This window comes from Alteromonas sp. KC3 (assembly GCF_016756315.1).
Classification (GTDB): domain Bacteria; phylum Pseudomonadota; class Gammaproteobacteria; order Enterobacterales; family Alteromonadaceae; genus Alteromonas.
In genome coordinates, this window is the sequence record NZ_AP024235.1 from 3,465,149 (window position 1) to 3,489,478 (window position 24,330).

Below are 24,330 nucleotides of genomic sequence, written 5' to 3' on the forward strand. Positions count from 1 at the left end.
CTTAATGCGCCATTTGCTTCCATGGCATTGTGCGAAGAATGTCAGCAAAGACACCCGCAGCTGTTACCGTGCCACCTGCACCATACCCGCGAATAACATATGGGATCGGATTGTAATAATCACTGTTAATCGCCAGTGCATTTTCACCGTCTTTCACCTGAGACAACGGATTAGATGCAGGTACGGCTTGAATGCTTACTTTGCATTTACCATCTTCAATGCTGCCAATGTAACGCAGCACTTTCCCTTCGGCTTTCGCTTTTGCTACTTTTTCCGCAAAATCTGCATCAAGCTGTGGCAACTGCTGCATGAATTCATCAATTGAACAGTCTTCAGCGAAACCGTCGGGCAACACAGACTCAATCTCAATATCTGATAACTCTAATCCTAAGTCAGCTTCACGTGCCATAATAAGTAGTTTTCTGGCTACATCCATGCCGCTTAAGTCATCGCGCGGATCTGGCTCAGTAAAGCCATTATCTTTAGCCGTTTGCGTGGCTTGAGATAAGCTCATCCTTCTTCAAGCTTACCGAAGACATATGACAAACTACCTGACAAGATTCCCTCAAAACGATGTAGTACATCACCCGCACTAAATAGTTTCTGTAAGTTATCGATTACCGGCAACCCAGCACCTACTGTGGTTTCATACAAATACTGGCGGTTTGTAGATTGTGCCGTTTTGCGAAGTTTGCGGTAGTACGCCATCTCACTTGTGTTGGCCTTTTTGTTCGGCGTAACAACGTGAAAGCCGCTTTCCATCATGTCGACATATTGCTGAGCGATAACATCGTGGCTGGTACAATCAACAATAACAGGATTAACCAAACTATTGTCGTTTACAAACTGGTGTAACCGCTCAACACTTAGCCCTTCGCTGGCTGATTCAAGGGCAGCTTTCCAATCGCCGCTTAAATCTATACCTTGACTGTTAAGCAGTAATTTACGGCTATTCGCAATGCCATAAACGCGCAATTGCACATTGCGTTTTAGCAATTCAGGCTGCTGCTTAGCAATTTGACCTAGTAGTTCTGTCCCTACATTGCCACACCCTACTAGGAATACGTCAATGGTATGGCGGTCAGAGAAAAAATTCTGGTGGATAACCTTAACGGCTTTCTTTGCTCGCTTACTTTCAATTACTGTCGAGATAGAGCGCTCAGAAGAGCCCTGCGCTATCGCTACGTTATTCACTCGAGCTTGTGCAAGTGAGTTAAAGAAGCGCGCGGCCAAACCTTTTGTTTGGCGCATACCGTCACCCACAAGGGTTACAATTGCTAGATCGTGACGAACTTCAATAGGGTCAAGCAATTGATTTTGTAACTCAAGGGCAAAGGCATCTTCGAGCAATGTTAAAGCGCGATTGGCGTCTTTGCTCTGAATACAAAAGCTGATTGAATACTCTGAAGACGACTGCGTGATAAGGCTAATCGAAATATTAGCGTTTGACATGACTTCAAATACACGGCTCGCCATACCGACCATGCCCTTAAGGCCGGGGCCTGCGACGTTAAACATGGTCACATTATCAAGCTGTGAAATACCTTTAACCGATGTCCACTTCTCACTCTTCTCGTTGCTGATCAGAGTACCGGGCGCTGCAGGATTTAATGTATTGCGAATAAGGCACGGGATATGGTGCTGCGCAATGGGACCAATCGTTTTAGGGTGTAGTACTTTTGCACCGAAATAAGACAATTCCATGGCTTCTTGATACGTCAGCTTATCAAGTAACACAGCGCCTTCAACTTGGTTCGGATCGGCGTTATAAACACCGTCTACGTCTGTCCAAATCTCACAGCAACTTGCATCAATACACGCCGCAAGGATAGCAGCAGAATAATCGGAGCCATTTCGCCCAAGTGTTACCTTTTCACCTTTTTCATTTGCAGCAACAAACCCTGGCATCACCAATAGCTGGCTACCATCGGCAGGCACATCTGAAAAACGAGCTTTACTCAGCGCTACATCAGCAATACTGTCTAGATACTCGCCGTCAGCCAGTACGTACTTAACAGGGTCTATGATGCGATTGGCAATACCCTTTGCTGACAGCATCGCGCTAAACAGGGTTACAGAAATATATTCACCGATACTTAGAATGCCCGCTGCCACATTGTCAGGCGCCACACCAAGCAAGGAAATGCCTTCTAAATGCTGATGCAATACCGACAAGTGACTATCGATAAAATCAATAACCTGTGCATGAGCGAACCCGTCTAGTGCGTTGTCTAGATTGTTGGCAATGCTGGTTACGGTGTCGTTGAGTTTGTTGAATAGCGGTTTAAAATCTTCACCAGCGGCTGCTTGTTCACAAAGTAATGAAAGCGCATTCGTCACCCCTTTTGGGGCAGAGAGTACAACCGCAGCACCGTCGGTTTGGTGGGTTGCCGTGCTAATTTCCATCACGCGCATGTATCGCGGTGCATCGGCTAGAGAAGAACCCCCAAACTTTAAGACTTTCATATGCTGCTCCTTAAGGTTTCGCATGCTAAAACATGTGTAAAAAAAAGCCCGCTCTGTGTTAGGCGGGCTTTCGTTGTCTTTTGCTTACTTGCACTAGTCACCGACCGCCCTATTTAAGGTGGTAATCAACATCATTGTGGTGGTGGTGCGTAGAATCTTTTTCATACAAGCAATTTGCCGTATAGACGTCTATCTGTCAACCGCAGTTTTCACCACACTGTATTGCATAAAGTGAAATATTAACCAGCCAACATTTCGAATTAGGGTACAAAGCATGTTTCAGCAGTATTCTGTCAATTATCATCAACAATGTTTTGTGCAAGAAAATCAATAAGTAATCGTATTTTTGGCGCGACATTGCGGTTTGAAGGAAACACTGCCCAAATCGCTTCCTGCTTATCTTTGTGCGCTGGTAATACCTCTTCTAAATTTCCACATTCTAAATCGTGGCGTACATAGAAGCCGGGTAGTTGAGCAATTCCCAAGCCGTCAAGCGCTGCGCTGCGAAGTGCATTACCACTGTTATAGCGCACTCTTCCCTGCACAGGTAAAGAGGTTGTATTGCCATTAATAACAAATCGCCAGTAAGCCTGAGACCCTACTAGCAAATCGTGCTGTTTTAATTCATCGAGCGTCTGAGGCCTAGCATTTTGCTCAAAATAAGATGGACTCGCACACACATAAAGGTGACGGGTAGCTAACTTTTTGGCCACTAAAGTAGAGTCTCCCAGCTTGCCAATTCGAATAGCAAGGTCCAACCCTTGCTCAACAATATCCAATTTTTCATTCGTAAATGTGCAGTGCACGCTAATGCCTGAATATTGTTTCATAAAGGTATTGAGCAGTGGTGCAATATAGGCCTCACCAAAGGCTACTGGCGCTGTCATCTTTATCAACCCCTGCGGCGATTGCTGCAGTGCACTTACCGCAAGCTGAGCATTTTCTAGCGACTGCAATGCAGGATAAGCTTGCTCAAAGTACAACGTCCCGGCCTCTGTTAGCGATACGCTTCGGGTAGTACGCTGTAACAGCTTTACGCCTAACTGCCTTTCTAACGTCGCTACTTTTCGGCTAACTTGTGCCACTGAAGTATCTAATTTCGTCGCCGCACCAGTGAAGTTGCCCACATTTGCCACGGCGCAAAACTCTGATACCCCCTCTAATATTTTCATAGGCTTACTACCTCACAGTGAAACGGTACATACAGCGCGTAGGACTTATAATAGAATCCCCTCCCAACTATTACAAATATGCAATAGTGATTTACTAAATCTGTATTTATCTATCACAAACGCTCTCCTATACTTGGCTTCATATCAAAACACTTATATTTGTAATCAAGGAGTCATTTCATGACGACGTTTAAAGATTCATTGCAGCCAGGCCAAACTCATATTAAAGCGAAAGCCGCTGTCGCGTGGGGGCCTGGGGAGCCACTTAAAATGGAAGAAGTGGATGTGGAACTACCTAAAAAAGGCGAAGTGTTGGTTCGCATCGTTGCTACCGGTGTTTGTCACACTGACGCATTTACTCTATCTGGTGATGATCCCGAAGGCGTTTTCCCCTCTATTTTAGGGCATGAAGGTGGTGGTATTGTCGAAATGGTGGGTGAAGGTGTTACCAGTGTTGAGGTTGGCGATCACGTTATTCCACTTTACACCGCAGAATGTGGCGAATGTAAGTTTTGTAAATCAGGTAAAACCAACCTCTGTCAGGCTGTGCGCGCGACGCAAGGCAAAGGTTTAATGCCAGATGGTACTAGCCGCTTCTCTAAGGATGGTGAGCCAATCTATCATTACATGGGGTGCTCTACATTTTCTGAGTACACGGTACTACCAGAGATTTCATTGGCTAAGGTCAATAAAGCCGCTCCTCTCGAAGAGGTATGTTTACTGGGCTGCGGTGTCACGACGGGCATGGGAGCAGTGTTGAACACGGCGAAAGTACAAGAAGGCGATACCGTGGCCATCTTCGGCTTAGGGGGCATTGGTCTATCCGCTATTATCGGCGCACGTATGGCGGGTGCAGGCCGCATTATTGGTATTGATATCAATGAAAGTAAATTTGATCTCGCTAAGCAGCTTGGTGCCACTGATGTCGTTAATCCGAAAAATTACGACAAACCTATTCAAGACGTTATCGTTGAAATGACTGACGGTGGTGTGGATTTTTCATTTGAATGTATCGGCAATGTCAATGTTATGCGCTCAGCCCTTGAATGCTGTCACAAGGGATGGGGAGAATCTGTCATTATTGGTGTAGCAGGCGCTGGTCAAGAAATCTCAACTCGTCCCTTTCAGTTAGTTACAGGTCGAGTATGGCGCGGCAGCGCATTTGGCGGAGTGAAAGGCCGCTCTCAACTACCGGGTATTGTAGAGCAATACTTAAACGGCGATTTTGGGTTGCAAGAATTTATCACTCACACCATGGGTCTTGACGATATCAACGATGCGTTTGATTTAATGCATAAAGGTGAAAGCATTCGCTCTGTAGTACACATGGATAAGTAGTACATATGGAAAAATAGCCCTCAGCCCGATAAAGAAATACGCAACACTAAAAAGGCTCGTATCAAACGAGCCTTTTTGCTTCACTATGCTAGATCCATCCCAACTCAAGTGCTTTTAGCACCGCCCGCGTTCGATCACGAACGCCTAATTTAGCCATAATGGCAGATACTTGGTTTTTCACTGTGCCAGTAGATTTGAAGATAGTATCCGCGATTTCTTTATTGCTGTATCCCGCCGCGACTAAGCGCAATATTTCAAGCTCTTTGGTGGTTAATGTTTCAGGCGTCTCAAACGACTCGAAAGTAACATCAAGCCCTTGCAAGCCTTTTAGTACTTTTTCAGTGACTGCCGGCTGTATTAGAGTCTCGCCTCGCTCTACGGCCTTTATACCGTCAACCAATGTTTCAAGAGACACATCTTTCAGTAAGTAACCTTTTGCGCCTGCGCTTATCGCACCGCTCACCAAAGTATGATCATCAAATGTCGTCAACATTAACACAGGGATAGTAATAGCATTCGCGCTAAGTGCGTTTAGCGCTTCAATGCCCGACATTTTTGGCATGCGAATATCCATTAAGATCACATCACAGTTGATGCGGTTCAACGTATCAATTAACTGACTGCCATCTTCACATTCACCCACTACATTGACGCTGTCATCAAGAGCAAGAAGTGACTTTATACCCTGTCGAACTAGCATCTGATCTTCGACCAGTAAAACCCTTGTGCTCATTCTGCCTCCACCAATGTCGCGCGAATACAAAACCCTTGTGCGTTGAAACCTGTCTGTAACTCACCACCTAATGCACTCACGCGCTCTCTCATTCCAATTAAACCATTGCCTTCTGTAATAGGCTTCTCTACATTCACCTGCACATCTTGCATGATAAGTGTGTATACGTTGTCGTGTTTACTAAGCGCAATGTTGAATCTATGGGATTGAGTATGCCGTATCACATTTGTTAATCCTTCCTGAATAATGCGCAGCAAGGCATCTGCTATCTTCACATTGCTAAGTATAAAATCAGGCTGAATGTCTAACTGCACTTGTTGTCGTGGCAAGTCACTAATAAGAGATTGTAGAGCACCATTGAAATCGATAGCGGCATTCTCTCTAATGTCCGATACCGCCTCTCGCACATCTGACAACAATAGTTTTGCGATAGCATGGCACTGGTCAACTTGCGCCTTTACGTCGTCATTTCCAGCTAAATTACTTTTGCGAGACGCCACCTGTAAATTGATGGTCAAAGCAGTAAGGTGATGTCCCACCACATCATGAATATTACGCGCAATGCGCAAGCGTTCATCTTGTGTAATCGCTTGTTTCATTAAGTGCTGTGTACTGATCAACTGTCTATTGAGCGCATCGGCTTCTTCTCGCGCGGCAGTTTCCTTAATGGCGGTATTCGACATCATCATTGCGAACAAATTAAACGTCCAGAACAAAGCGCCAGTGAGCAATGCTTGATTTTCCTCCCAAACGACTTCTTGAATAAAAACCGTAGGCAATGCCAATGGAATACTAAGCACTAGGCACTTGCCCCATGATAAATAGTAGGGAAGCACCGCAGACCAAATCACCACAAAAATGGCGATATAAGCGTAAGGTAATAACAGTTGGCTCGCTACCGACAACGCATACATGGCCCACAGCAGCAAATATCGCCAACGAGGTAAAGACTCGTCATGGCGAGTAACCAACACAAAGCAAATGGCAATCGAAATAAATAAGGCAAATGCGGCGATAGGTCGCCAATGCCAAAATGTAAGTTGCATGGTCAGAAAGTAAAGCGCCGACACACTTACAAATAGCCAGGTTAAACATGCTGAAAACCGCTCTACGTTGTTAACCAGCCATGATTTTAAGGTTGACGATAATTCCATTTAGGCACCGCTACATCGAGGTAATTGCGCACATTGTTGCAGAAATAGCATTTAAACACATAGGCCAAAAGTCACTTTTTATCTAATGACTTTTGGCACTTACTTGAAAACAGCAAATTAAACACACTGTGTCACATCAATTTTGGTTATTGGAGCCACCATTATGCAAACCATACACAGTACACTGGTTTACTTTCACATTTTTTCAGGTGCACTTTCCCTGTTTTTGTTTTGGATCCCCTGCTTGACGCGTAAAGGAGGTCCACAACATCGAAAATTTGGGCGCTACTACGTGCAAGCCATGCTGTTCACTTCAATCAGTGGAGTAGTGAGTTCTACTATTGTTTTACTCATGCCATTGGCCATCTACCCTTCTATGCCTGAGCACTTTGAATCGGTGGCCTATTTTGTCGCCTACCTAAAAGGGCAGTATATTTTTCTGCTGATGTTGAGTTTGCTGGTTTGGAATAATGTTCGTCATGCCCAGCGAGTGCTTGAGGTAAAAAGCGATATTGCTGAAATGCGAACGCCAGCGTACTTGTGGCTACCCATTCTTCTATTTGCAGTAGCCTCTATCGCGCTTTATCAAGGCATTAAATACAACATTACCCTTACCTGCATTTTTGCGCCTATAGCGTTACTCAATGCCATTGGCATTGTTCGCTATACACTACAAAAAGAGGTGCCTGCAGGTAAATGGATAGTTGAACATATTGGACACATTATTGGTTCAGGTATTGGTGCTTATACCGCCTTCTTTGCCTTTGGCGGCAGAACCTTGTTTGAAGGGATTCCGAGTTTGCAAATAGCAAGTTGGGTGCTGCCAAGTCTTATAGGCGTACCATTTTCGCTTTGGCTAAGCTGCAAGTACAAGCCTCGCCAACGCACATTAAAAAACGCATAGTGAACGACGGCGTATAAATTGACGGCACTGATGTGAACTGCAAACCACTCGTGAAAAGCGTACGTAATTTTCGTCAACCTGTGGCGAAATAACAAAAAGTAACGCTATACTGGTGCAAAGCAGTTCACCTGAAGGCCATATACAATGACATTAAAAAAGAATAAAAGCGTGTCTGCACTGCCTGCGTTTGCCATTACTCTTTGCTTTGCAAGTGCACTATTTCACTGTCACACTTCTGCGCTAGAGTTAAGCCATTCACATAATCACGATCACGCTCAAACTACGGAAAATGAAGACGCACAAAGTCTTGGCTCACTCACTAACCTTCAGCACAATAATAGCTTCATGCTCTCGTCAGGGTTACCTACCAAAACCCATTTAGCGTTGCTTAAACAAGAAGGCGTCAGTCACGTCATCGACCTTATTCCGGGAGACAGAGCTGATGAGATTCACTATACCACCTCATTAGATCTTGATTATTTTAATGTGCCTGTAGACTGGGAAGCGCCAAGCGTAGCTAACTTTTTAAATTACGCTGCCTATATGGACCGAGTAAAACAATCTGATGGCAAAGTGCTCACGCATTGTAAGCTCAATTGGCGGGGAGCGTCTTTTACTTACCTTTATCGTGTTGCCGTGTTAGGTGAAAGTGAAGCGCAAGCCAAAGCTGACCTGATGAAAGTGTGGCACCCAAATCCGACGTGGCACGCATTTATGTCAGATGTGGTTAATTACTACAATAGCGTAAACAACACACGCGTTGCGATGTCATTTGACCCAGCCCCAATCGAAGGCTGACCTGACCTAAAAACGATGGTGCCCTCGGTAGTACAAGGGGCACCATATCGAAACATCTTCACTGTCCTACACTTTAAATTGTCCAACCAACTCATTAAGGCTTTTTGAAAGAGACAATAAGTTGTCGGCATTACTCGATAGCCCTTTTGATGCATGACTGACATCGGTGGTTGAGCTTTGCATACCTGATATTGTTCGGCTAATTTCTTCTGATACCTGATATTGCTCTTCAGCAGCACTGGCAATCTGTGTGATTTGATCCATTATTTGCTGCACCAACCGACCTATTTGCTCGAACGTAGCCCGAGCCTGGTTGGATTGGTCAGTCGCTTGTTCCGACTGTTCTAAACCAGTAGCCATTTTCCCTGACACAAACTGTGTTCTCTCAATGAGCTTAGTTAACATGCCATCAATTTCTTCGGTAGCACCATAAGACCGTTGAGCTAATGAGCGCACTTCATCGGCGACCACTGCAAACCCACGCCCCTGTTCACCCGCTCGGGCTGATTCTATCGCCGCGTTTAGCGCTAACAAGTTAGTTTGTTCAGCGATACTTCTAATCACATTTAGAATTTGATTAATGTTATCGCTTTCACTGGCAAGCTCTTTGGTCGCTTCAGAGGAGTCCTGTGTCAGCGTTTTCAACATTTCGACTTGTGCCACTGTCTCGCGAATTATAGATAAACCACTATGGCTCGCTTTATCTGTTTGCTCTGTAGCTTCTTGCGTAGAAATACAGCTTTGTGCCACTTCTTGTGCTGCTGCGGCCATCTCATTGGAGGCTGTTGCGGCTTGTTCTATTGAGCGCTCTTGCTTATCACTAGCCTGCTGTAGTGACGATGCCATCGTCGTGAAATTGTTAGACGCTGAGTACAAATGTTCAGACTGTTGTTTTATTTCGGTTATCAAATCGCGAATAGAATCTAAGAAAGCATTAAAGTAATTTGCAAGGTCACTAATTTCGTCTTTACCACGTACTTCCAGGCGTTGTGTCAGATCACCTCTCCCCTCAGATATCGCACGCAAACTTCGGCTTATACGGTGAATTGGCGCAACGATGCGATTAGCCATTACAACACCTAGAACACTACAAATAATGATCATAACCACCAGCACCACCATCATTGTGGAAACAATACTCCATGCGGGCGCTTCAATATCTGCGCTTTCAATAACGCCCACAAACTGCCAGTTCAACGCCGGTGAGCGGTAGGTAGTAACGGTAAGATCACCATCTTCGCCATCTACCGTAAAATGGCTGTCCCGTTCAGTCATTAGTGCTTTGTAAAGTGGGCTGCCGCCAAGCTCTTTGATATTTTTGAAGTTGTTCGCTTTATTACGCGGGTCTGCGAGCACTACGCCATTTTGGTCGACAAGTATGACATAGCCAGTTTCTCCCAATTTAACGCCATTGACGAGCTTAGTTAGCGTATCTAGGGTGACATCAATAGATTGAACCCCTATGGTGTTACCGCTTGCTCCTTTAATTGTAGTGGCAATGGAAATCATTGGCCCACCCGAAATCCCCTGATATGGCGACGTTATTACCGCTTCCCCCGGGGCTGCTTTTGCTTGTTGATACCACGGCCTTTTACGCGGGTCATAGTTTTCCATCGTTTCAGGCGGGTATTGAATAAAACCGCCGGTCTCAGTTCCCATGTAGACATTAAGTAAGTTAGGATGCTTGTCTCTAAATTGACCGTGAAATTTAAAAATACTGCTCTCAATTACACCATTTTGCAGGGGCGTCATATCAGCTCGTCTACCAATGTAGTTGGTAATAGAAGTCTCTGCCGCAGCAAGTAATCGCTCATCGCTTGCCATATAACGTACATGTTCTTTCATCCCCTCGAAGAACAGCTCAAAAGCATTGTCTATCTGATGAATTTCTTGCGTAGCACTATTGATAAAATAATCACGCGACTGGGTAAATGTTTGCACCGTTGTTGTAATAACCAATGCGATAATGGGTACGGTAACGGCAACCAGAAAAGCGGTGATGAGTTTGCTGCGAATATTCATAGACACGTCACTTCTTGTTATTTTTTTAAATGAGGTTAATGACCAGTATTAACGATTTTTACGGTATCAGCAATGCCAGAACGTGTTGAGTATTGCGGTACATTATTACAGCAATGGGTCAACACGCTCGAGGTTCCGACGCCTTGCCACGTCATAAAAAGCGCTTGAGGCGTTGTGGCCATGAGCACTTGAACACATATGGAAATACAGATATGATTTGACACATATGAAATTTCATATACGATGTAACACATACGAAAATTCATATGTGAGAAATTTATGTCGGATTGTACCTTGTCTCCGCTGTCTTTTTTCAAGTGTTTATCAGAAGAGACCCGACTAAAAACACTGCTTATGCTGAGTCAAAAAGAAGAACTTTGCGTTTGCGACTTTACCGATGCGCTGAACATTAGCCAACCCAAAATATCTCGTCATCTTGCAGACTTAAGAAAGTGTGAACTCGTGCAAGATACACGTAGAGGTAAATGGGTTTACTACCGACTTCACCCCAATCTCCCCGTTTGGGCACGCGAGATTATTGAACAAACCGCTACGCACAACCTTAGCTATATTGAAGAGGCTATTAACAACCTGTGTTGTGACAACTGCTAAGCAATTAACTTACTAATTTGAGAGAAAAAATGAAGATTTTATATATTTGTACTCACAACCGTTGTAGAAGCATCTTATGTGAAGCTATCACTAATGCAGCCCCAAGTGCACTTGAAGCGCGCAGTGCGGGCAGTCAACCTGTGGGAGAGGTTCATCCGCTTTCATTAAAATACTTGGCTGAACGTGGCTATCGAACAGATGGTCTGAAAAGTCAATCATGGGATGAGTTTGAGGATTATGCACCAGATCTTGTCGTTACTGTGTGCGATTCTGCGGCAGGTGAGTCTTGCCCTGTTTATTTTGGAAAGTCATTAAAAGTGCATTGGGGATTAGAAGATCCGTCAAAGCTGGAGGGAAGCGAAGAAGACAAAGCTGCGGCATTTCATCAAACGATGAACATTATTGAGCAACGCGTAAAAAGCTTAACCGAATTAGCAGAGCAGTCACTGTCTACCGATGCGCTAAAAGAAGCACTAACTACCTTAGGAGCACAATAAATGGCAACAGACACCACTGCGCCGTCAGCCAATTTATCGATGGAAGAAATGCGCACGCCACTAATGACGGATTTCGCGAGCACTTTTTCTCAGCATAAACCTCGTATTCTCTTGTTGTATGGTTCGCTTAGGGAGCGTTCCTACAGTCGCCTTGTTGTTGAAGAGTCGGTGCGTTTACTGACGTATTTTGGTGCAGAAGCTAAGGTTTTTGATCCCAAGGGATTACCACAGCCTGACACCGAGGACGAAAATCATCCCAAGGTAAAAGAGCTCCGTGAGTTAATGATGTGGTCTGAAGGACAAATATGGTGCTCCCCAGAGCGTCACGGCAGTATGACAGGCATAATGAAAAGTATGATTGACTGGGTTCCACTTAGCATAGGCGGTATCCGTCCCACTCAAGGAAAAACACTTGCCCTAATGCAAGTTTGCGGGGGCTCTCAGTCATTTAACGCCGTAAATCAAATGCGCATACTGGGAAGATGGATGCGGATGCTCACCATTCCCAACCAATCATCAGTAGCCAAAGCATTTTTGGAATTTGAAGAAGATGGTCGCATGAAACCCTCTCCCTATTACAACCGCATTGTTGATGTTGTTGAAGAGCTGGTTAAATTTACGCTACTTACTCGCGACAACAAAACCTTTCTAGTAGATCGCTATTCAGAGCGTGTTGAAAGCGCGGAAGAAGTGAGCAAGCGCGTCAATCAAAAGTCAATTTAACGGAGTTGCACATGGGTTTCTTTGAACGCTATTTATCAGTGTGGGTCGGTCTATGTATTATAGCGGGCGTTGCTTTGGGCTACGCCTTTCCCACTCTTTTCGAACATGTTGCAGCGCTTGAGTACGCTCACGTTAATTTGGTTGTAGCGGTACTTATTTGGCTAATGATTTATCCCATGATGGTCCAAATTGATTTTGGATCGCTAAAAGATGTAGGTAAAAAGCCCAAAGGGCTTATTCTTACTTTGGTAGTAAATTGGCTGATTAAACCGTTTACTATGGCATTACTTGGCTGGCTTTTCTTTAAAGGGCTTTTTGCCGATTGGGTTGACCCTCAAACAGCAACGGAATACATAGCCGGCATGATTTTGTTGGGCGTCGCCCCATGCACTGCAATGGTGTTTGTATGGAGCCACCTTACGAAAGGCGATGCCAATTACACGTTAGTGCAGGTGTCAATCAATGACCTAATTATGGTTGTTGCTTTTGCCCCTATTACTGCACTGCTGCTTGGTGTTACCGATATCACTGTTCCGTGGGACACACTGCTACTGTCGGTTGTTCTGTATGTCGTTTTACCGTTACTCGCTGGGTTTATAACACGTAAGCACATTGAGAAAAAAGGGCCACAAGCGGTAACAAAGTTGGTAGAAAGATTTAAACCTTTTTCGGTATGCGGGTTGCTACTCACTATCGTGATTCTGTTTGGTTTACAAGCGAATACCATATTGGCTCAACCTCAGGATATTGTGCTAATCGCAATACCGCTTTTAATACAAACATACGGTATTTTTGCGATTGCCTACTTTGCAGCAAAGCGAATGAAGTTACCGCATAATGTTGCTGCACCTGCTTGTATGATAGGAACATCGAACTTTTTCGAATTAGCTGTTGCCGTTGCGATTTCACTATTTGGTCTTAATAGCGGCGCTGCACTTGCAACAGTAGTGGGAGTATTAGTAGAGGTACCAGTGATGCTATCGCTGGTTTGGTTTGCCAATAAAACGAGACATTGGTTTAACTAGAGCGTGAATACCTTTGGCGGGGTAAACCTTTTACACCGCCATCGCACTTTTTTGTGTTTCCGGTAATAGAAAACCAAAACGTTGTAGGAGCGATTTCAACAGTGTGGTTTTTATCGGCTTTTCAATAAAGCCGAGTGCACCTAACGCCATTACTTTGTCTTGCATCATAGGTTGAATATCACCCGAGACAACAATGACAAAGGTTTCTAACTGTCGACGTTTGATTTCGCGCAACACATCTATGCCACCTAAAACAGGCATAGTAAGATCGAGTAAAACTAAATCGATGGTATGATGTGCCAATACTTCTAAGGCGTCCATTCCATTCGACACTTCATAGATTGTTTCAGCGAAACCTTCTGGCAGATTTCTTCTTGCCATCTTACGCGCAAGCGCTGAATCATCACAAATAAGAATATTAAAACCCATCTGAAAAACTTTAGTTCTGTTCACTAATCAAACTTCAGAATACATTAATCAAAAGTTTAGTAAAACAAAAAATAAAGGCCTTTTTTAACGACTTATTGGCGATCTGCTTCAAACTTCTCTCACTTTGCAGACTTTTTATGGTAAATCTATCGCCATAGAATGAGAGGAACTTACCTTATGGATACTGCGTCTACCCACATAGAAAAGCCATTAGTGAAAAAAGTGGCTTACTTAATACTGGCACATTTCGACAAAAGCTATCGGTGGTTTACGCGCATTACCCGTGGTGCGCAGGAGCGCTTTGAAAACGGAAACTGGCGAGAGACGCAAGCCGCGTCTAAAGAGCGCATTACCATATACGAACAAAGCCTTTCCGATGCGGTTGCCGAAATTTATCAGTTAACAGAAGTACATCAAAAAGATGACATTTTTTGGCAAGAGTTAAAGAAAGTGTTTGCGACACAGTTGGAAGGACATCCACAATTTGAATTAGCGGAAACCTTTTATAATTCTGTGATTGGACGCTTTTTCAAGCATAGAAAGATAGACAACGACATGATGTTTGTTTTGCCAAGTCGATGTTTTTTACCCGGGCAAGATAGGCACAAAGTGATCAACAGTTTCGATACGACGACGACGGTTCGCGAAATGTATGAGTCTATCTTCAAAATATACCGCTACAACATTCCTTTTGAAAATTACGAACGCGACCTTCAAAGCTTAGAAAAAGCCTTGCGTGCACGACTAAATAAAGAACAACTTGCCAGCGTTCAGGCAGTTGAAATACTAAAACCAACCTTCTTCAGAGGAAAAGCAGCCTATCTGATTGGTCGTATTTGTATGCCCGATGAAACTCTGCCTTTTGTTATTGCCATGCGCCGATACAACGAGCCACACATGTTCGTTGATGCGTTATTAACAGACCGAAAAGATTTAAGCGTTATATTTGGTTTTGCTCGTAGCTATTTTATGGCTGATACCCAAAACCCCGCAGAAGTTGCCGCGTTCCTACAAGAGCTATTGCCGAACAAGAAGCATTTTGAGCTTTACATGGCCTTGGGCCATTACAAGCATGGAAAAACCGTTTTTTATCGCAACTTCTTGCAACATATGGATAGTTCAGATGACAAGTTCGAGGCGGCCCCGGGTATTCGCGGATTAGTAATGATGGTTTTCCATCTGCCTTCTTATGGAGTGGTGTTTAAAATTATTAAGGATGAATTTGCTGAGAGTAAAAAGATTACACGAGAGCACGTTAAAGAATGCTACAAGCTGGTAAAAATGTCTGACCGTGTTGGCCGCATGGCCGATACTCACGAATACGTAAATTTTAGGTTCCCGCTTGAGAGAATTGAGCCTGAACTTATCAAAGAGTTACAGGAAACTTGTGCATCAAGCCTCGAGTTTACTGAAAGTGAACTTATTATTAAGCATTTATACATTGAGCGGAAAATGACACCGCTTAATTTGTATCTTCAGCAAGAAACCGACGAAGACAAAATAACTAGTGCGCTTGACGAGTTAGGCCTATGCATCAAGCAGATTGCCATGGCAAATATATTCCCTGGCGACATGTTGCATAAGAACTTTGGCATTACTCGCCACGGACGCGTCATTTTTTACGACTATGACGAAATTTGTTTGATGAATGAACGTAATTTCAGAGCGCTACCAAAGTCTGATGACCCTTACGCCATTGACACTTTATCGGTAGCACCTAATGATGTATTTCCAGAACAATTCGAGCATTTCATTGTTGGTAAGCGAAAATTTAAAGATATCCTAAAATCGTTACATGGCGATCTAATGACGCCAGAGTACTGGCACGAAGTACAAGAAAAGTGTGAGCGAGGAGACGTTCAACACTTTACGCCATACAACGCGGAAATGCGTTTTGACCGCGGCGAATAAAGGGATGTGAAAAGTGATCGCATTTTGCCTTTTTTAACGTAGAAGCTACTGAATAGGGTACCGCCGTGTATCGTCATACGACTTCTCTTAGGTGAAGTCATGTTGCGTTGAATTAATTAAAAGAAGCGTAAAAATGAGAGTCCTACTGGTAGAAGATGATCCAAAAGTTGCCTCACACATCTCAAGTGGCCTATCTGGCGAGGGGCATGAATGTATAACAGTGGCAGACGGTGCTGCTGGCTTAAGCGAAGCGGTTTCAAATGAGTTGGACGCCGTTATTCTTGACGTGATGCTTCCCGAATTAGATGGTTTTACTGTGCTTGAAAAGTTAAGGGAACTTGGAAATACAACACCAGTGCTATTGCTTAGCGCGAAAAGCCAAGTAGAAGATAAGGTAAAAGGCCTTCGCACCGGAGCCAACGACTACCTTACCAAGCCCTTTGCATTTGAAGAATTGTTAGCGCGTGTTGAAGGGCTAGCAGGCCGGAACCGCGAGAGCGACGATAAAACCCAAATTAAAGTGGGGGATCTCACACTCGATCTGGTTAATCGTAAAGTACTACGGGGTGAAACTGAAATTGACTTGCAATCAAAAGAGTTTCAGTTACTTGAATGCTTGTTGCGTCACAAGGGTAAAGTCGTCACGCGTAGTATGCTACTTGAGCAAGTATGGAACTATCACTTCGACCCTCAAACTAATGTAATTGACGTGCATATAAGCCGGTTACGCCAAAAAGTTGATAAGGCATTTAATGTTCCACTTATCGAAACAGTACGAGGCACAGGGTATCGTATTGCGGATAACCTTGCATGATAGCGATTCGCGACTTTACGCGAAGCTCTAGTTTTCGTGTAGGCGCGCTGCTTACTACACTGGCAAGCATTGCCATTGTTCTTATTATTTATTTCTGGCGTTTAACCAGTAGCGATGTTTTTATTACAGAGTCTAATGCTGCGATAAACGCCAAGGCCGACGCGATAACAACGCTTTATAAAAAGCTGGGTATTGATGCCGTAATCGAGGTAGTAAACAATGGCAGCTTTACCGCTTCTTCGCCCAATCAGTCTGGTTTATCACAGTACGAAGCTTATCGCACATTTCTTGTTATCAGTCGAAATGATCAAGTGGTGGCAGGCAACCTAACAAGCATTCCCGTTATTACTACAAGACACCTTTTTGATAACTACAACACGGCTGAGTTGATTGTTACCTATAATGGTGACCAAGAGCCCAAAACGCTTCACCAAGCATTGTTAAAGCAAGTTGAACTTGGCGATTATGTCTTGCATGTGGGGCGCGGTATCGATGACCTTTACAGCGCCCAATGGTTTGGCAAAACCTTTAGTTGGATTATTGTTATTCTCTTGTGTTTGTTGAGCGTTTTAAGCTTCGCCATTGCCGTTTACGTCGTCAACCGAATAAATCGCATGTCACAAACCGCTGACAAGATAATTAAGACAGGAAGCCTTGAAGAGCGGCTTGAAATTGATAGCAGCTGGGATGACTTAAGCAGTCTTTCTTTTGTTTTTAACCAAATGTTAGACACCATCGAAAACTCAGTGAATAACATCAAATCGGTGACTGACAGTATTGCACATGACTTACGCACCCCTCTTGCCCGACTGCGCAACACTCTTGAAAAGATAGAGGACGATAACCTTCGCGAAGAAACGACACAAGAGGCAGACAATCTGCTAAACATGTTTAACAGTTTATTGCGAATTAGCGGTCTAGAAACAACCAGTAAAAAAGAGGGTTTTTGCCCTACTGAGCTGCGCGACATTATCGACGATGTTGTCGACCTTTATCACCCGCTAGCGGAAGAACGAGAGATAAGTCTGCATTCATCGTTACAGCCTGTGTTGATGAATGCAGACCCAAACTTGATGTTTCAGGCTGTCGCTAATGTGCTCGATAACGCCATTAAATATTCACCTAGCGGGGGACGTGTTGAGGTATCGTTGAGCGACACTAACGGGCGCATTGTGTTGTCAGTCAATGACTGCGGCATAGGTGTAAAAGAACAAGAAATAGAAAGCTTGGAGCGCCGCTTTTATCGTGCGGAATCGAGTCGAACCAGCAAAGGTAACGGACTCGGTTTGTCACTGGTTTCCGCTATTGTGAAACTACACGACGGTAAACTTTGGTTTGTCCACGACCCGCTTATGCAAGGCCGCGGGCTAGGCGTGGTATTTAGCTTCAAGCATTAAGGCTGTTTTTGCATAAAAATAGTGACTTCAGCCATGACGATACCAAACTTACGAATGTATGAACGATTCATCATTGTGCTGTCGTCGAATGCCCAAAACCAGTCATCAAAGGTAACCGAATACGTAGTGTCGTCTACAGGTAAATCCATTTCGTAATGGAAATTAAATGCATTGCCAAACGCCGTTCCTTTAGCTGGTCCCTCAATATCGCTTGCGCGCCCAATATAACTGTTGTCTGCTTGCTTCACTATGGTCCAAGTTCGCGATGTGGGGCCTTCTCCAACACCATAAATAAACGTCTCATCGAGGGTTAATGTGTCACCGTCAATGCGACCATTAATATCAACAGTGAAACGCTGTACTACTTCACCAGAGCGATTTTGTACAATACCCCATGCCTTAACATCACCGTCGAAAAATTGTTCTATATCAAACACTGGGCTCACGGCTTTGTAGTCGTTCCCATCTACTGAGACAGAACAACCTGTTAACGCCCCCAAAAACAATCCCGCACCAAGTGCACTCACTGCAATTTTTTTGAATAATCTCATTTAGCTTTCCCCTAACAGCGCTTTTCTAAACTTGGGCTCTGATGTGCTTTCACCTAACCAAATATTAAAAAACCGAGTGGTAAAATCTGCATCTTCGACGCTGTCTACTTTTTCCCCATTAAAATAAAAGACGCTAGTCCCATTTTTCGTTGCCACTCCCGTTAATACATCGCCGTCGCTGACATCAGGAAATATGGATTCCATTTTACTTAGCCATGCTTTAGCTTGTTCTTGTGAAAGTGAGCTTTGCTTTTTCATCTCATCAATAGACCGTTGTGCTATTTTTTTGCCTTCAAGATCTCGCTGATACTTTAGCCGAAGGGCAAAGGCATCTTCAGTGTTATAGCGTCCGTTTGGTGCGTACAAAGAGGCTAAATACACATCCCAAAAGTAGTAAGTGAACATATCCTCTCCCACAAGCGCAGCATTGGGGACATTATCTTGAATTTCTTCAGGTAGGGTATCTTGTGCCATTGATTTGTCTGTCACTGCCATGCAACTCAAAACACCCATAACAGCAAGCACACGAAGTAATGTGCTATTGATGTTTAAGCCAGCTTTTGAGTTTAATTGATAAGGTAAAAGCGCGCCGATGTACCGCATAGGAAACCTTTAGTAGTTCGATTTTGTTTACATCACATAATGGTTATACTTCGGTTCACTCGACTTTGATCAAACTACGGTTTTGGACTATTGAATAAGCTCTCTGAACTTGAAGCTAGCCTTACGCTCCCCTCCTCGTTAATGCCGTTTTCACCTTCTTGGACAGGAGCGAACGAAGTGACGATATGGGTAAAGCGAGATGACATGATTCACCCAATTATGTCAGGAAATAAATGGCGCAAATTGGCCTATACCCTTAAAAGCACAAAACCGAACGCTATGGTGAGCTTTGGCGGTGGATTCTCCAACCACTTACATGCCTTAGGCTATGCGAGCTACCAGCTTGGTATACCGCTAACCGCAATCGTCCGAGGTAATTACAGCGCATCGCCCTCCCCTATGATTAATGATTTGATGAATTGGAATGTGGATATTGAGTATGTCGACCGTATTACCTATCAAAAACGTAATGACCCTGACTACTTATCGCAATTACAACAGAGGTTTAACAATGCCTTGATTATTCCAGAGGGTGGAAGCCAGCAGTCGGCACTACATGGTATTGGTGAAATGGTTGATGAAATAGCCATACCTTTTGACGTCATAATGGCCCCCGTTGCCAGCGGCGCCACCTTAGCCGGCATCATAAACAAACTATCGAATACCCAACAGGCGTTAGGCATTGGTGTACTAAAGGGTGAAAATTATTTGGAGTCATTGGTATCTCAATTTATCAGCGATGAATGTTCAGCTTGGTCGATAGATCATCGTTTTCATTTGGGCGGGTATGCCAAAGCCCCCAGCGAATTGCGTATTTTCTGCGATGAGTTCAATGCTACTATGCCCTTCACTATAGAGCCTGTTTACTCAGGAAAGTTGTTTTGGGCATTGAAACAACTGCTGAAAGAGGGCTACTTCCCAAAGGGGTCCAACATAATTGTACTTCACACTGGTGGTTTGCAAGGCGCAAGGTCGTAGGTTAGGCCACTATCTCAATGCTAAATCGCTGAGCTTTTTTTTTAATTTTTATGCGCTATCTCAATTAATCAGGCATTTAACTGTCGAGAACACAATCAATAAACTACTGTGAGTAGAACGGCTAGCCTTTTTGTAAATGAACAAAAAGCGTACCGTAAAGATCAATATGCGCTGTAATCGCGTAACTAAATCATAAATGTTGTACAGCAAGGCTAACTTACAGGAATGACATTATGATCGACCGACCAGTTACATTGCCAAAACCCATAAATGAATTAGTTGCTAGGTCACTCGAGTTATGCAAACACATGTTACCGGTGTGTGATGTTTTCTATCCCTTCGCAGCAATTTACGACAATGGCCGAATAGGCTGTGTATTCAGTGATGAATCCAACACAAGAAAGCGCGAGTCACAGTTAATTGAACAATTGCAGTGGCGGATCATTGATGCCACTACTGATAGTAACAGCTACAGTGTGCTGGTGTATGCAGCAACGGTTAACACCCAAGATAGCAAAACCCTTGATGCCATTGCGGTGGCAACGGCCACGCCAAATCACGAAGAGCGATTGTTGCTGTACCCTTACTATAAGGTTGATGGTAAAGTGGTTATTTCACCACCCATTGATGCTGTCACCAGATAGTAGGGTGAAGTAGTAACCTTTTGTCGCTTGTAACGATTAAAATTTTTTGTACTCTCGCGTGCTGACTTTGCTTGCCAAATTAGATTGGTCTGCTAGCATTCAGCCCAAATTTCATTAGCAAAATTAGGGATCAGTTTATATGTCTCGCGTTTTAATTATTGGTGCTGGCGGTGTTGCGTCAGTAACTGTTAAAAAGTGTGCACGTTTGCCACAGCACTTCGACGAAATTTATCTTGCAAGCCGCACGGTATCAAAATGCGAAGCGCTTCAAAAAGAAGTGGGCGAAGATCGTGTTAAGGGTGTATTTGCCCTTGATGCAGACAACGCAAAAGAAGTTGAAGCACTTATCAATGAAGTGAAACCTGATCTTGTTATTAACCTAGCGCTACCGTATCAAGATCTTCCGATCATGGACGCGTGCTTGGCAACAAATACTGATTACCTAGATACCGCAAACTACGAGCCAAAAGACGAAGCTAAATTCGAGTATTCGTGGCAATGGGCTTACCAAAACAAGTTTAAAGATGCGGGAATCATGGCACTACTTGGCAGTGGCTTCGATCCAGGCGTAACTAACGTTTATACTGCCTATGCAGCAAAGCATTATTTCGATGAAATTCATTACTTGGATATCGTTGATTGTAACGGTGGTGATCACGGTCAAGCATTTGCAACTAACTTCAACCCAGAGATCAATATTCGCGAGATCACGCAGCGTGGTCGCTTCTGGGAAAACGGTGAGTGGAAAGAAACTGATCCATTAAGCGTACGCGAAGATTTGGACTACCAGAATATCGGTGTTCGTGCGTCATACCTCATGTTCCACGAAGAGCTTGAGTCACTGGTTAAACATTTCCCTACGCTAAAACGTGCACGTTTCTGGATGACATTTGGCGATGCATACCTTAACCACCTTCGTGTACTTGAAGGCATTGGCATGACTAGCATTGAGCCAGTAGAATTCCAAGGTCAGCAAATTGTACCGCTTGAGTTCTTAAAAGCTGTGTTACCTAATCCAGGCTCGTTGGCCGAAGGCTACAGCGGCATGACGTGTATTGGCACGTACATCACAGGTATTAAAGATGGTAAAGAAAAAACTATCTTTATTTACAACAACTGTGATCACGCCAAATGTAATGAAGAAGTGGGCGCACAGGCGGTATCTTACACAACAGGTGTTCCCGCTATGATTGGTGCTGCACTGATGCTAAATGGGACTTGGAAAGAAGCCGGTGTATGGAATATGGAACAATTCGATCCAGACCCATTCATGGACATGCTAAACGAACACGGTCTACCATGGCACGTGATCGAGTGTGAAAGCAGCCCTTTCACTAAGTAATACCAATAAAGGGCGCCAAGGCGCCCTTTTGTTTGACTGTTTCGCGATATTACGCAACACCAATACTATTGCAAAATTTATGGAGTTTGACCCCATTGACCGATTTAACGCAACGCACTGACATTCCTTCTCCTTGTTATGTCCTAGAAGAAGCTAAGCTTATTCGTAACCTTGAATTAATGAAGCGAGTTCAAGACGAGTCTGGTGCTCGCATCATTCTTGCGCTTAAGGGCTTTTCAATGTGGTCGTGCTTCGACATTATTAAACAGTATCTGCACGGCGCAACGGCAAGTTCTGTGTGGGAAGCGAAGTTAGCCGCTGAAATGGGTAAAGAAGTTCACGCATACTCACCCGCTTACAAAGTAAATGATGCCAAAGCACTAGCGTCATTGGTCAATCACCTATCGTTTAATAGCTTGGCCCAATGGCAAGCCCACAAAGAGACATTGGCAAATGTATCACTAGGCTTGCGTATTAACCCAGAACATCAAGAAGCAGATACTCCGCTTTATGACCCTGCAGCACCGGGTTCGCGTTTAGGCATAAGAGCAAGTGAGCTTGAAGGCGTTGACCTTAGTGGTATTGAAGGGTTTCATTGTCACAACTTGTGTGAGTGCGATTCGTTTGCCACAGCGCGAACTCTTCAAGCTATCGAGAAACGCTTCGGTAAGTGGTTGGGCGATCTTAAGTGGTTAAATCTAGGTGGTGGTCACCTCATGACACGAGAAGGCTACGACGTTGAACATCTTATCAACACACTTAAAGACTTTAAGGCTCGCTACCCGCATTTAGATGTTATTTTAGAACCTGGCTCTGCTGTGGCGTGGCAAACAGGCCCGTTAATCAGTGAAGTGGTTGATGTTGTAAATAACGACGGTGATATCGCTATTTTGGATATTTCAGCGACAGCTCACATGCCAGATGTGTTGGAAATGCCTTATCGCCCAACCATTTTGGGCGCAGGTATGCCTGATGAAAAAGCCTTTAACGTTAAGTTAGGCGGGAATTCATGCCTTGCCGGTGACGTCATAGATACCTATTCATTCGACAAACCGCTAAAAGCTGGTGACCGTCTTCAGTTTGAAGACATGATGCACTACACCATGGTAAAGACAACTTTCTTCAACGGTGTCGAGCACCCTGCCATCGGCATTTTACGTTCAAACGGTGACTTTGAACTCGTTAGAGAATTTTCTTACGAAGACTTCAAGGGTCGCTTATCGTAGGCCAAAAGAAACGTCTGCGAAAAACTTCGACAAAAAGAAAACCCGCTAAAGCGGGTTTTCTTTTACTCTATTTCGACATTATTGATTACGCTTTAGCATCAAGGCCTGCCTGATATAGCGCATTCTTTTTTAAATTGTAATGACTTGCCACTATCCCCGCCGCCTTCTTAAGCGGAATATGCTCGCACAACGTCATTAACAACGACATCGCTTCACTCGGTATATCTTGTTCATCAAGTTGCGCAGGCGCAATCATCACGACAAACTCACCTTTTTGGTGTGCTGCGTCAGACTCTAAATAATCAATCACATCTTGTGACGTGCCACTTACGTAGGTCTCGAATGTTTTCGTCAGCTCTTTTGCAACCACCACCTGCCTTTCACCTAACACTTTTTGAATGGCGCATACCGTATCAAGAATACGTCTAGGCGCTTCGTAAAAAACCGTTGTAAATGTTCTATCTTTCAAAGCCGACAATGCAGTTTCTTTAGCCTGACTCTTAACGGGTAAAAAGCCTTCAAAAATAAAGGTATCAGTGGGAAGTCCTGAAGCACTTAACGCCGTAATAGCTGCGCACGGGCCAGGTAATGCACTTACTGGTATTCCTTGCTCACGACAACGGCGCACGAGTACAAAACCTGGATCACTAATGAGCGGCGTACCTGCGTCACTAATAAGTGCAACGGCTTCTCCGCCTTTTAACCGCTCACACAACATTGCAGCGCGTTTATCTTCGTTGTGCTCGTGTAATGACAACGTTTTGGTGTCAATGTTAAAGTGTTGCAATAGTCTAGCACTATGACGGGTATCCTCAGCAGCTATCCAACTTACCTCGCGAAGCACCTCGATTGCTCGCGTACTCATGTCATTTAAGTTACCTATTGGCGTGGGAACAATATATAGCGTTGCTGTGTCAGTCATAAAAGTTGTTAAACATGATCAAGTTTGAAAGGGTTGCGATAAGTGTAACACGCCATTGGTCCAGTTTAT

Annotated in this window: 22 protein-coding genes and 1 pseudogene; 14 read left to right on the plus strand and 9 right to left on the minus strand. The window is 44.1% G+C overall.

What is annotated here, in order from left to right:
* Position 1: 1 nt before the first annotated feature.
* Both thrA and JN178_RS15375 read right to left on the minus strand, forming a co-directional pair.
* Positions 2-2,466 (minus strand): annotated as a pseudogene (gene thrA / locus JN178_RS15370) (bifunctional aspartate kinase/homoserine dehydrogenase I).
* Between the two features lie 293 nt (positions 2,467-2,759).
* Positions 2,760-3,638: a LysR substrate-binding domain-containing protein gene (locus JN178_RS15375; RefSeq protein ID WP_202262294.1), complete on the minus strand. Its 879-nt coding sequence runs from the start codon at positions 3,636-3,638 to the stop codon at positions 2,760-2,762.
* Positions 3,639-3,818: 180 nt separating this feature from the next.
* Here JN178_RS15375 and JN178_RS15380 point away from each other — a divergent pair, with 180 nt between their 5' ends.
* The gene (locus JN178_RS15380) at positions 3,819-4,976 is read left to right on the plus strand and encodes an S-(hydroxymethyl)glutathione dehydrogenase/class III alcohol dehydrogenase (RefSeq protein WP_202262295.1); all 1,158 of its coding nucleotides are present in this window, start codon (positions 3,819-3,821) and stop codon (positions 4,974-4,976) included.
* 88 nt (positions 4,977-5,064) lie between these two features.
* Here the strand turns inward: JN178_RS15380 and JN178_RS15385 are convergent, their stop codons facing one another.
* Positions 5,065-5,709: a response regulator transcription factor gene (locus tag JN178_RS15385; RefSeq protein WP_202262296.1), complete on the minus strand. Its 645-nt coding sequence runs from the start codon at positions 5,707-5,709 to the stop codon at positions 5,065-5,067.
* The gene (locus tag JN178_RS15390) at positions 5,706-6,863 is read right to left on the minus strand and encodes a sensor histidine kinase (protein WP_202262297.1); all 1,158 of its coding nucleotides are present in this window, start codon (positions 6,861-6,863) and stop codon (positions 5,706-5,708) included. Before JN178_RS15390 ends, JN178_RS15385 begins: the two co-directional genes overlap by 4 nt.
* Before the next feature lie 163 nt (positions 6,864-7,026).
* On the opposite strand from JN178_RS15390, the gene JN178_RS15395 reads away from it, so the two are divergent.
* Positions 7,027-7,767 (plus strand): hypothetical protein, encoded by a 741-nt coding sequence (locus tag JN178_RS15395; protein ID WP_202262298.1) that lies wholly within the window; start codon positions 7,027-7,029, stop codon positions 7,765-7,767.
* A gap of 144 nt (positions 7,768-7,911) precedes the next feature.
* Positions 7,912-8,565 (plus strand): protein tyrosine phosphatase family protein, encoded by a 654-nt coding sequence (locus tag JN178_RS15400; RefSeq protein WP_232369590.1) that lies wholly within the window; start codon positions 7,912-7,914, stop codon positions 8,563-8,565.
* Between the two features lie 66 nt (positions 8,566-8,631).
* Here JN178_RS15400 and JN178_RS15405 read toward each other — a convergent pair whose 3' ends face one another.
* A complete protein-coding gene (locus JN178_RS15405) occupies positions 8,632-10,587 on the minus strand; it encodes a methyl-accepting chemotaxis protein (protein WP_202262299.1) in 1,956 nt (651 codons plus the stop codon).
* Between the two features lie 279 nt (positions 10,588-10,866).
* On the opposite strand from JN178_RS15405, the gene JN178_RS15410 reads away from it, so the two are divergent.
* From JN178_RS15410 to arsB, 4 genes are read left to right on the plus strand one after another with little or no spacing between them, the layout of a single operon-like run.
* Entirely contained in the window at positions 10,867-11,199 is a 333-nt protein-coding gene (locus tag JN178_RS15410; RefSeq protein WP_202262300.1) for a metalloregulator ArsR/SmtB family transcription factor, read from the plus strand.
* Between the two features lie 29 nt (positions 11,200-11,228).
* Positions 11,229-11,696, plus strand: a complete 468-nt coding sequence (locus tag JN178_RS15415; protein ID WP_202262301.1) for an arsenate reductase ArsC — start codon at positions 11,229-11,231, stop codon at positions 11,694-11,696.
* A gap of 39 nt (positions 11,697-11,735) precedes the next feature.
* Entirely contained in the window at positions 11,736-12,419 is a 684-nt protein-coding gene (arsH, locus tag JN178_RS15420; RefSeq protein ID WP_202266093.1) for an arsenical resistance protein ArsH, read from the plus strand.
* Between the two features lie 11 nt (positions 12,420-12,430).
* Positions 12,431-13,444 carry an ACR3 family arsenite efflux transporter gene (arsB, locus tag JN178_RS15425; RefSeq protein ID WP_202262302.1) on the plus strand — a complete coding sequence of 338 codons (1,014 nt, stop codon included), beginning with the start codon at positions 12,431-12,433 and terminating at the stop codon, positions 13,442-13,444.
* A gap of 30 nt (positions 13,445-13,474) precedes the next feature.
* On the opposite strand, the gene JN178_RS15430 is transcribed toward arsB, so the two are convergent.
* Entirely contained in the window at positions 13,475-13,873 is a 399-nt protein-coding gene (locus JN178_RS15430) for a response regulator (RefSeq protein ID WP_159626683.1), read from the minus strand.
* A 177-nt stretch (positions 13,874-14,050) separates the two neighbouring features.
* Here JN178_RS15430 and aceK point away from each other — a divergent pair, with 177 nt between their 5' ends.
* The 3 genes from aceK to JN178_RS15445 all read left to right on the plus strand — a co-directional run bounded on the left by aceK (position 14,051) and on the right by JN178_RS15445 (position 17,995).
* Positions 14,051-15,784 (plus strand): bifunctional isocitrate dehydrogenase kinase/phosphatase, encoded by a 1,734-nt coding sequence (aceK, locus tag JN178_RS15435; RefSeq protein ID WP_202262303.1) that lies wholly within the window; start codon positions 14,051-14,053, stop codon positions 15,782-15,784.
* Positions 15,785-15,917: 133 nt separating this feature from the next.
* Positions 15,918-16,598, plus strand: a complete 681-nt coding sequence (locus JN178_RS15440; protein ID WP_202262304.1) for a response regulator transcription factor — start codon at positions 15,918-15,920, stop codon at positions 16,596-16,598.
* Complete coding sequence (locus JN178_RS15445) at positions 16,595-17,995, plus strand: HAMP domain-containing sensor histidine kinase (RefSeq protein ID WP_202262305.1); 1,401 nt, start codon at positions 16,595-16,597, stop codon at positions 17,993-17,995. The genes JN178_RS15440 and JN178_RS15445 overlap by 4 nt, the downstream gene beginning before the upstream one ends.
* On the opposite strand, the gene JN178_RS15450 is transcribed toward JN178_RS15445, so the two are convergent.
* Both JN178_RS15450 and JN178_RS15455 read right to left on the minus strand, forming a co-directional pair.
* Positions 17,992-18,546, minus strand: a complete 555-nt coding sequence (locus tag JN178_RS15450) for a DUF3833 domain-containing protein (RefSeq protein WP_202262306.1) — start codon at positions 18,544-18,546, stop codon at positions 17,992-17,994. The two genes, JN178_RS15445 and JN178_RS15450, sit on opposite strands and share 4 nt — an antisense overlap.
* Entirely contained in the window at positions 18,547-19,149 is a 603-nt protein-coding gene (locus tag JN178_RS15455) for a chalcone isomerase family protein (RefSeq protein WP_232369591.1), read from the minus strand.
* A 90-nt stretch (positions 19,150-19,239) separates the two neighbouring features.
* Between JN178_RS15455 and JN178_RS15460 the strand changes: the two genes are divergently transcribed.
* From JN178_RS15460 to nspC, 4 genes are all read left to right on the plus strand, one after another.
* A complete protein-coding gene (locus JN178_RS15460; RefSeq protein WP_232369592.1) occupies positions 19,240-20,127 on the plus strand; it encodes a 1-aminocyclopropane-1-carboxylate deaminase/D-cysteine desulfhydrase in 888 nt (295 codons plus the stop codon).
* A gap of 233 nt (positions 20,128-20,360) precedes the next feature.
* A complete protein-coding gene (locus JN178_RS15465) occupies positions 20,361-20,771 on the plus strand; it encodes a hypothetical protein (protein WP_202262307.1) in 411 nt (136 codons plus the stop codon).
* Positions 20,772-20,910: 139 nt separating this feature from the next.
* Positions 20,911-22,113, plus strand: a complete 1,203-nt coding sequence (locus JN178_RS15470; RefSeq protein WP_159626669.1) for a saccharopine dehydrogenase family protein — start codon at positions 20,911-20,913, stop codon at positions 22,111-22,113.
* A 95-nt stretch (positions 22,114-22,208) separates the two neighbouring features.
* Complete coding sequence (gene nspC, locus JN178_RS15475; RefSeq protein WP_202262308.1) at positions 22,209-23,339, plus strand: carboxynorspermidine decarboxylase; 1,131 nt, start codon at positions 22,209-22,211, stop codon at positions 23,337-23,339.
* A gap of 85 nt (positions 23,340-23,424) precedes the next feature.
* Here nspC and rsmI read toward each other — a convergent pair whose 3' ends face one another.
* Positions 23,425-24,261 carry a 16S rRNA (cytidine(1402)-2'-O)-methyltransferase gene (gene rsmI / locus JN178_RS15480; RefSeq protein ID WP_202262309.1) on the minus strand — a complete coding sequence of 279 codons (837 nt, stop codon included), beginning with the start codon at positions 24,259-24,261 and terminating at the stop codon, positions 23,425-23,427.
* Positions 24,262-24,330 lie beyond the last annotated feature (69 nt).

Excerpts from the sequence above, each read along its gene's own strand:
- JN178_RS15375 (WP_202262294.1), bottom strand. The coding sequence starts at position 3,638 with ATGAAAATATTAGAGGGGGTATCAGAGTTTTGCGCCGTGGCAAATGTG.
- JN178_RS15380 (WP_202262295.1), top strand. The coding sequence starts at position 3,819 with ATGACGACGTTTAAAGATTCATTGCAGCCAGGCCAAACTCATATTAAA.
- JN178_RS15385 (WP_202262296.1), bottom strand. The coding sequence starts at position 5,709 with ATGAGCACAAGGGTTTTACTGGTCGAAGATCAGATGCTAGTTCGACAG.
- JN178_RS15390 (WP_202262297.1), bottom strand. The coding sequence starts at position 6,863 with ATGGAATTATCGTCAACCTTAAAATCATGGCTGGTTAACAACGTAGAG.
- JN178_RS15395 (WP_202262298.1), top strand. The coding sequence starts at position 7,027 with ATGCAAACCATACACAGTACACTGGTTTACTTTCACATTTTTTCAGGT.
- JN178_RS15400 (WP_232369590.1), top strand. The coding sequence starts at position 7,912 with ATGACATTAAAAAAGAATAAAAGCGTGTCTGCACTGCCTGCGTTTGCC.
- JN178_RS15405 (WP_202262299.1), bottom strand. The coding sequence starts at position 10,587 with ATGAATATTCGCAGCAAACTCATCACCGCTTTTCTGGTTGCCGTTACC.
- JN178_RS15410 (WP_202262300.1), top strand. The coding sequence starts at position 10,867 with ATGTCGGATTGTACCTTGTCTCCGCTGTCTTTTTTCAAGTGTTTATCA.
- JN178_RS15415 (WP_202262301.1), top strand. The coding sequence starts at position 11,229 with ATGAAGATTTTATATATTTGTACTCACAACCGTTGTAGAAGCATCTTA.
- arsH (WP_202266093.1), top strand. The coding sequence starts at position 11,736 with ATGGAAGAAATGCGCACGCCACTAATGACGGATTTCGCGAGCACTTTT.
- arsB (WP_202262302.1), top strand. The coding sequence starts at position 12,431 with ATGGGTTTCTTTGAACGCTATTTATCAGTGTGGGTCGGTCTATGTATT.
- JN178_RS15430 (WP_159626683.1), bottom strand. The coding sequence starts at position 13,873 with ATGGGTTTTAATATTCTTATTTGTGATGATTCAGCGCTTGCGCGTAAG.
- aceK (WP_202262303.1), top strand. The coding sequence starts at position 14,051 with ATGGATACTGCGTCTACCCACATAGAAAAGCCATTAGTGAAAAAAGTG.
- JN178_RS15440 (WP_202262304.1), top strand. The coding sequence starts at position 15,918 with ATGAGAGTCCTACTGGTAGAAGATGATCCAAAAGTTGCCTCACACATC.
- JN178_RS15445 (WP_202262305.1), top strand. The coding sequence starts at position 16,595 with ATGATAGCGATTCGCGACTTTACGCGAAGCTCTAGTTTTCGTGTAGGC.
- JN178_RS15450 (WP_202262306.1), bottom strand. The coding sequence starts at position 18,546 with ATGAGATTATTCAAAAAAATTGCAGTGAGTGCACTTGGTGCGGGATTG.
- JN178_RS15455 (WP_232369591.1), bottom strand. The coding sequence starts at position 19,149 with ATGCGGTACATCGGCGCGCTTTTACCTTATCAATTAAACTCAAAAGCT.
- JN178_RS15465 (WP_202262307.1), top strand. The coding sequence starts at position 20,361 with ATGATCGACCGACCAGTTACATTGCCAAAACCCATAAATGAATTAGTT.
- JN178_RS15470 (WP_159626669.1), top strand. The coding sequence starts at position 20,911 with ATGTCTCGCGTTTTAATTATTGGTGCTGGCGGTGTTGCGTCAGTAACT.
- rsmI (WP_202262309.1), bottom strand. The coding sequence starts at position 24,261 with ATGACTGACACAGCAACGCTATATATTGTTCCCACGCCAATAGGTAAC.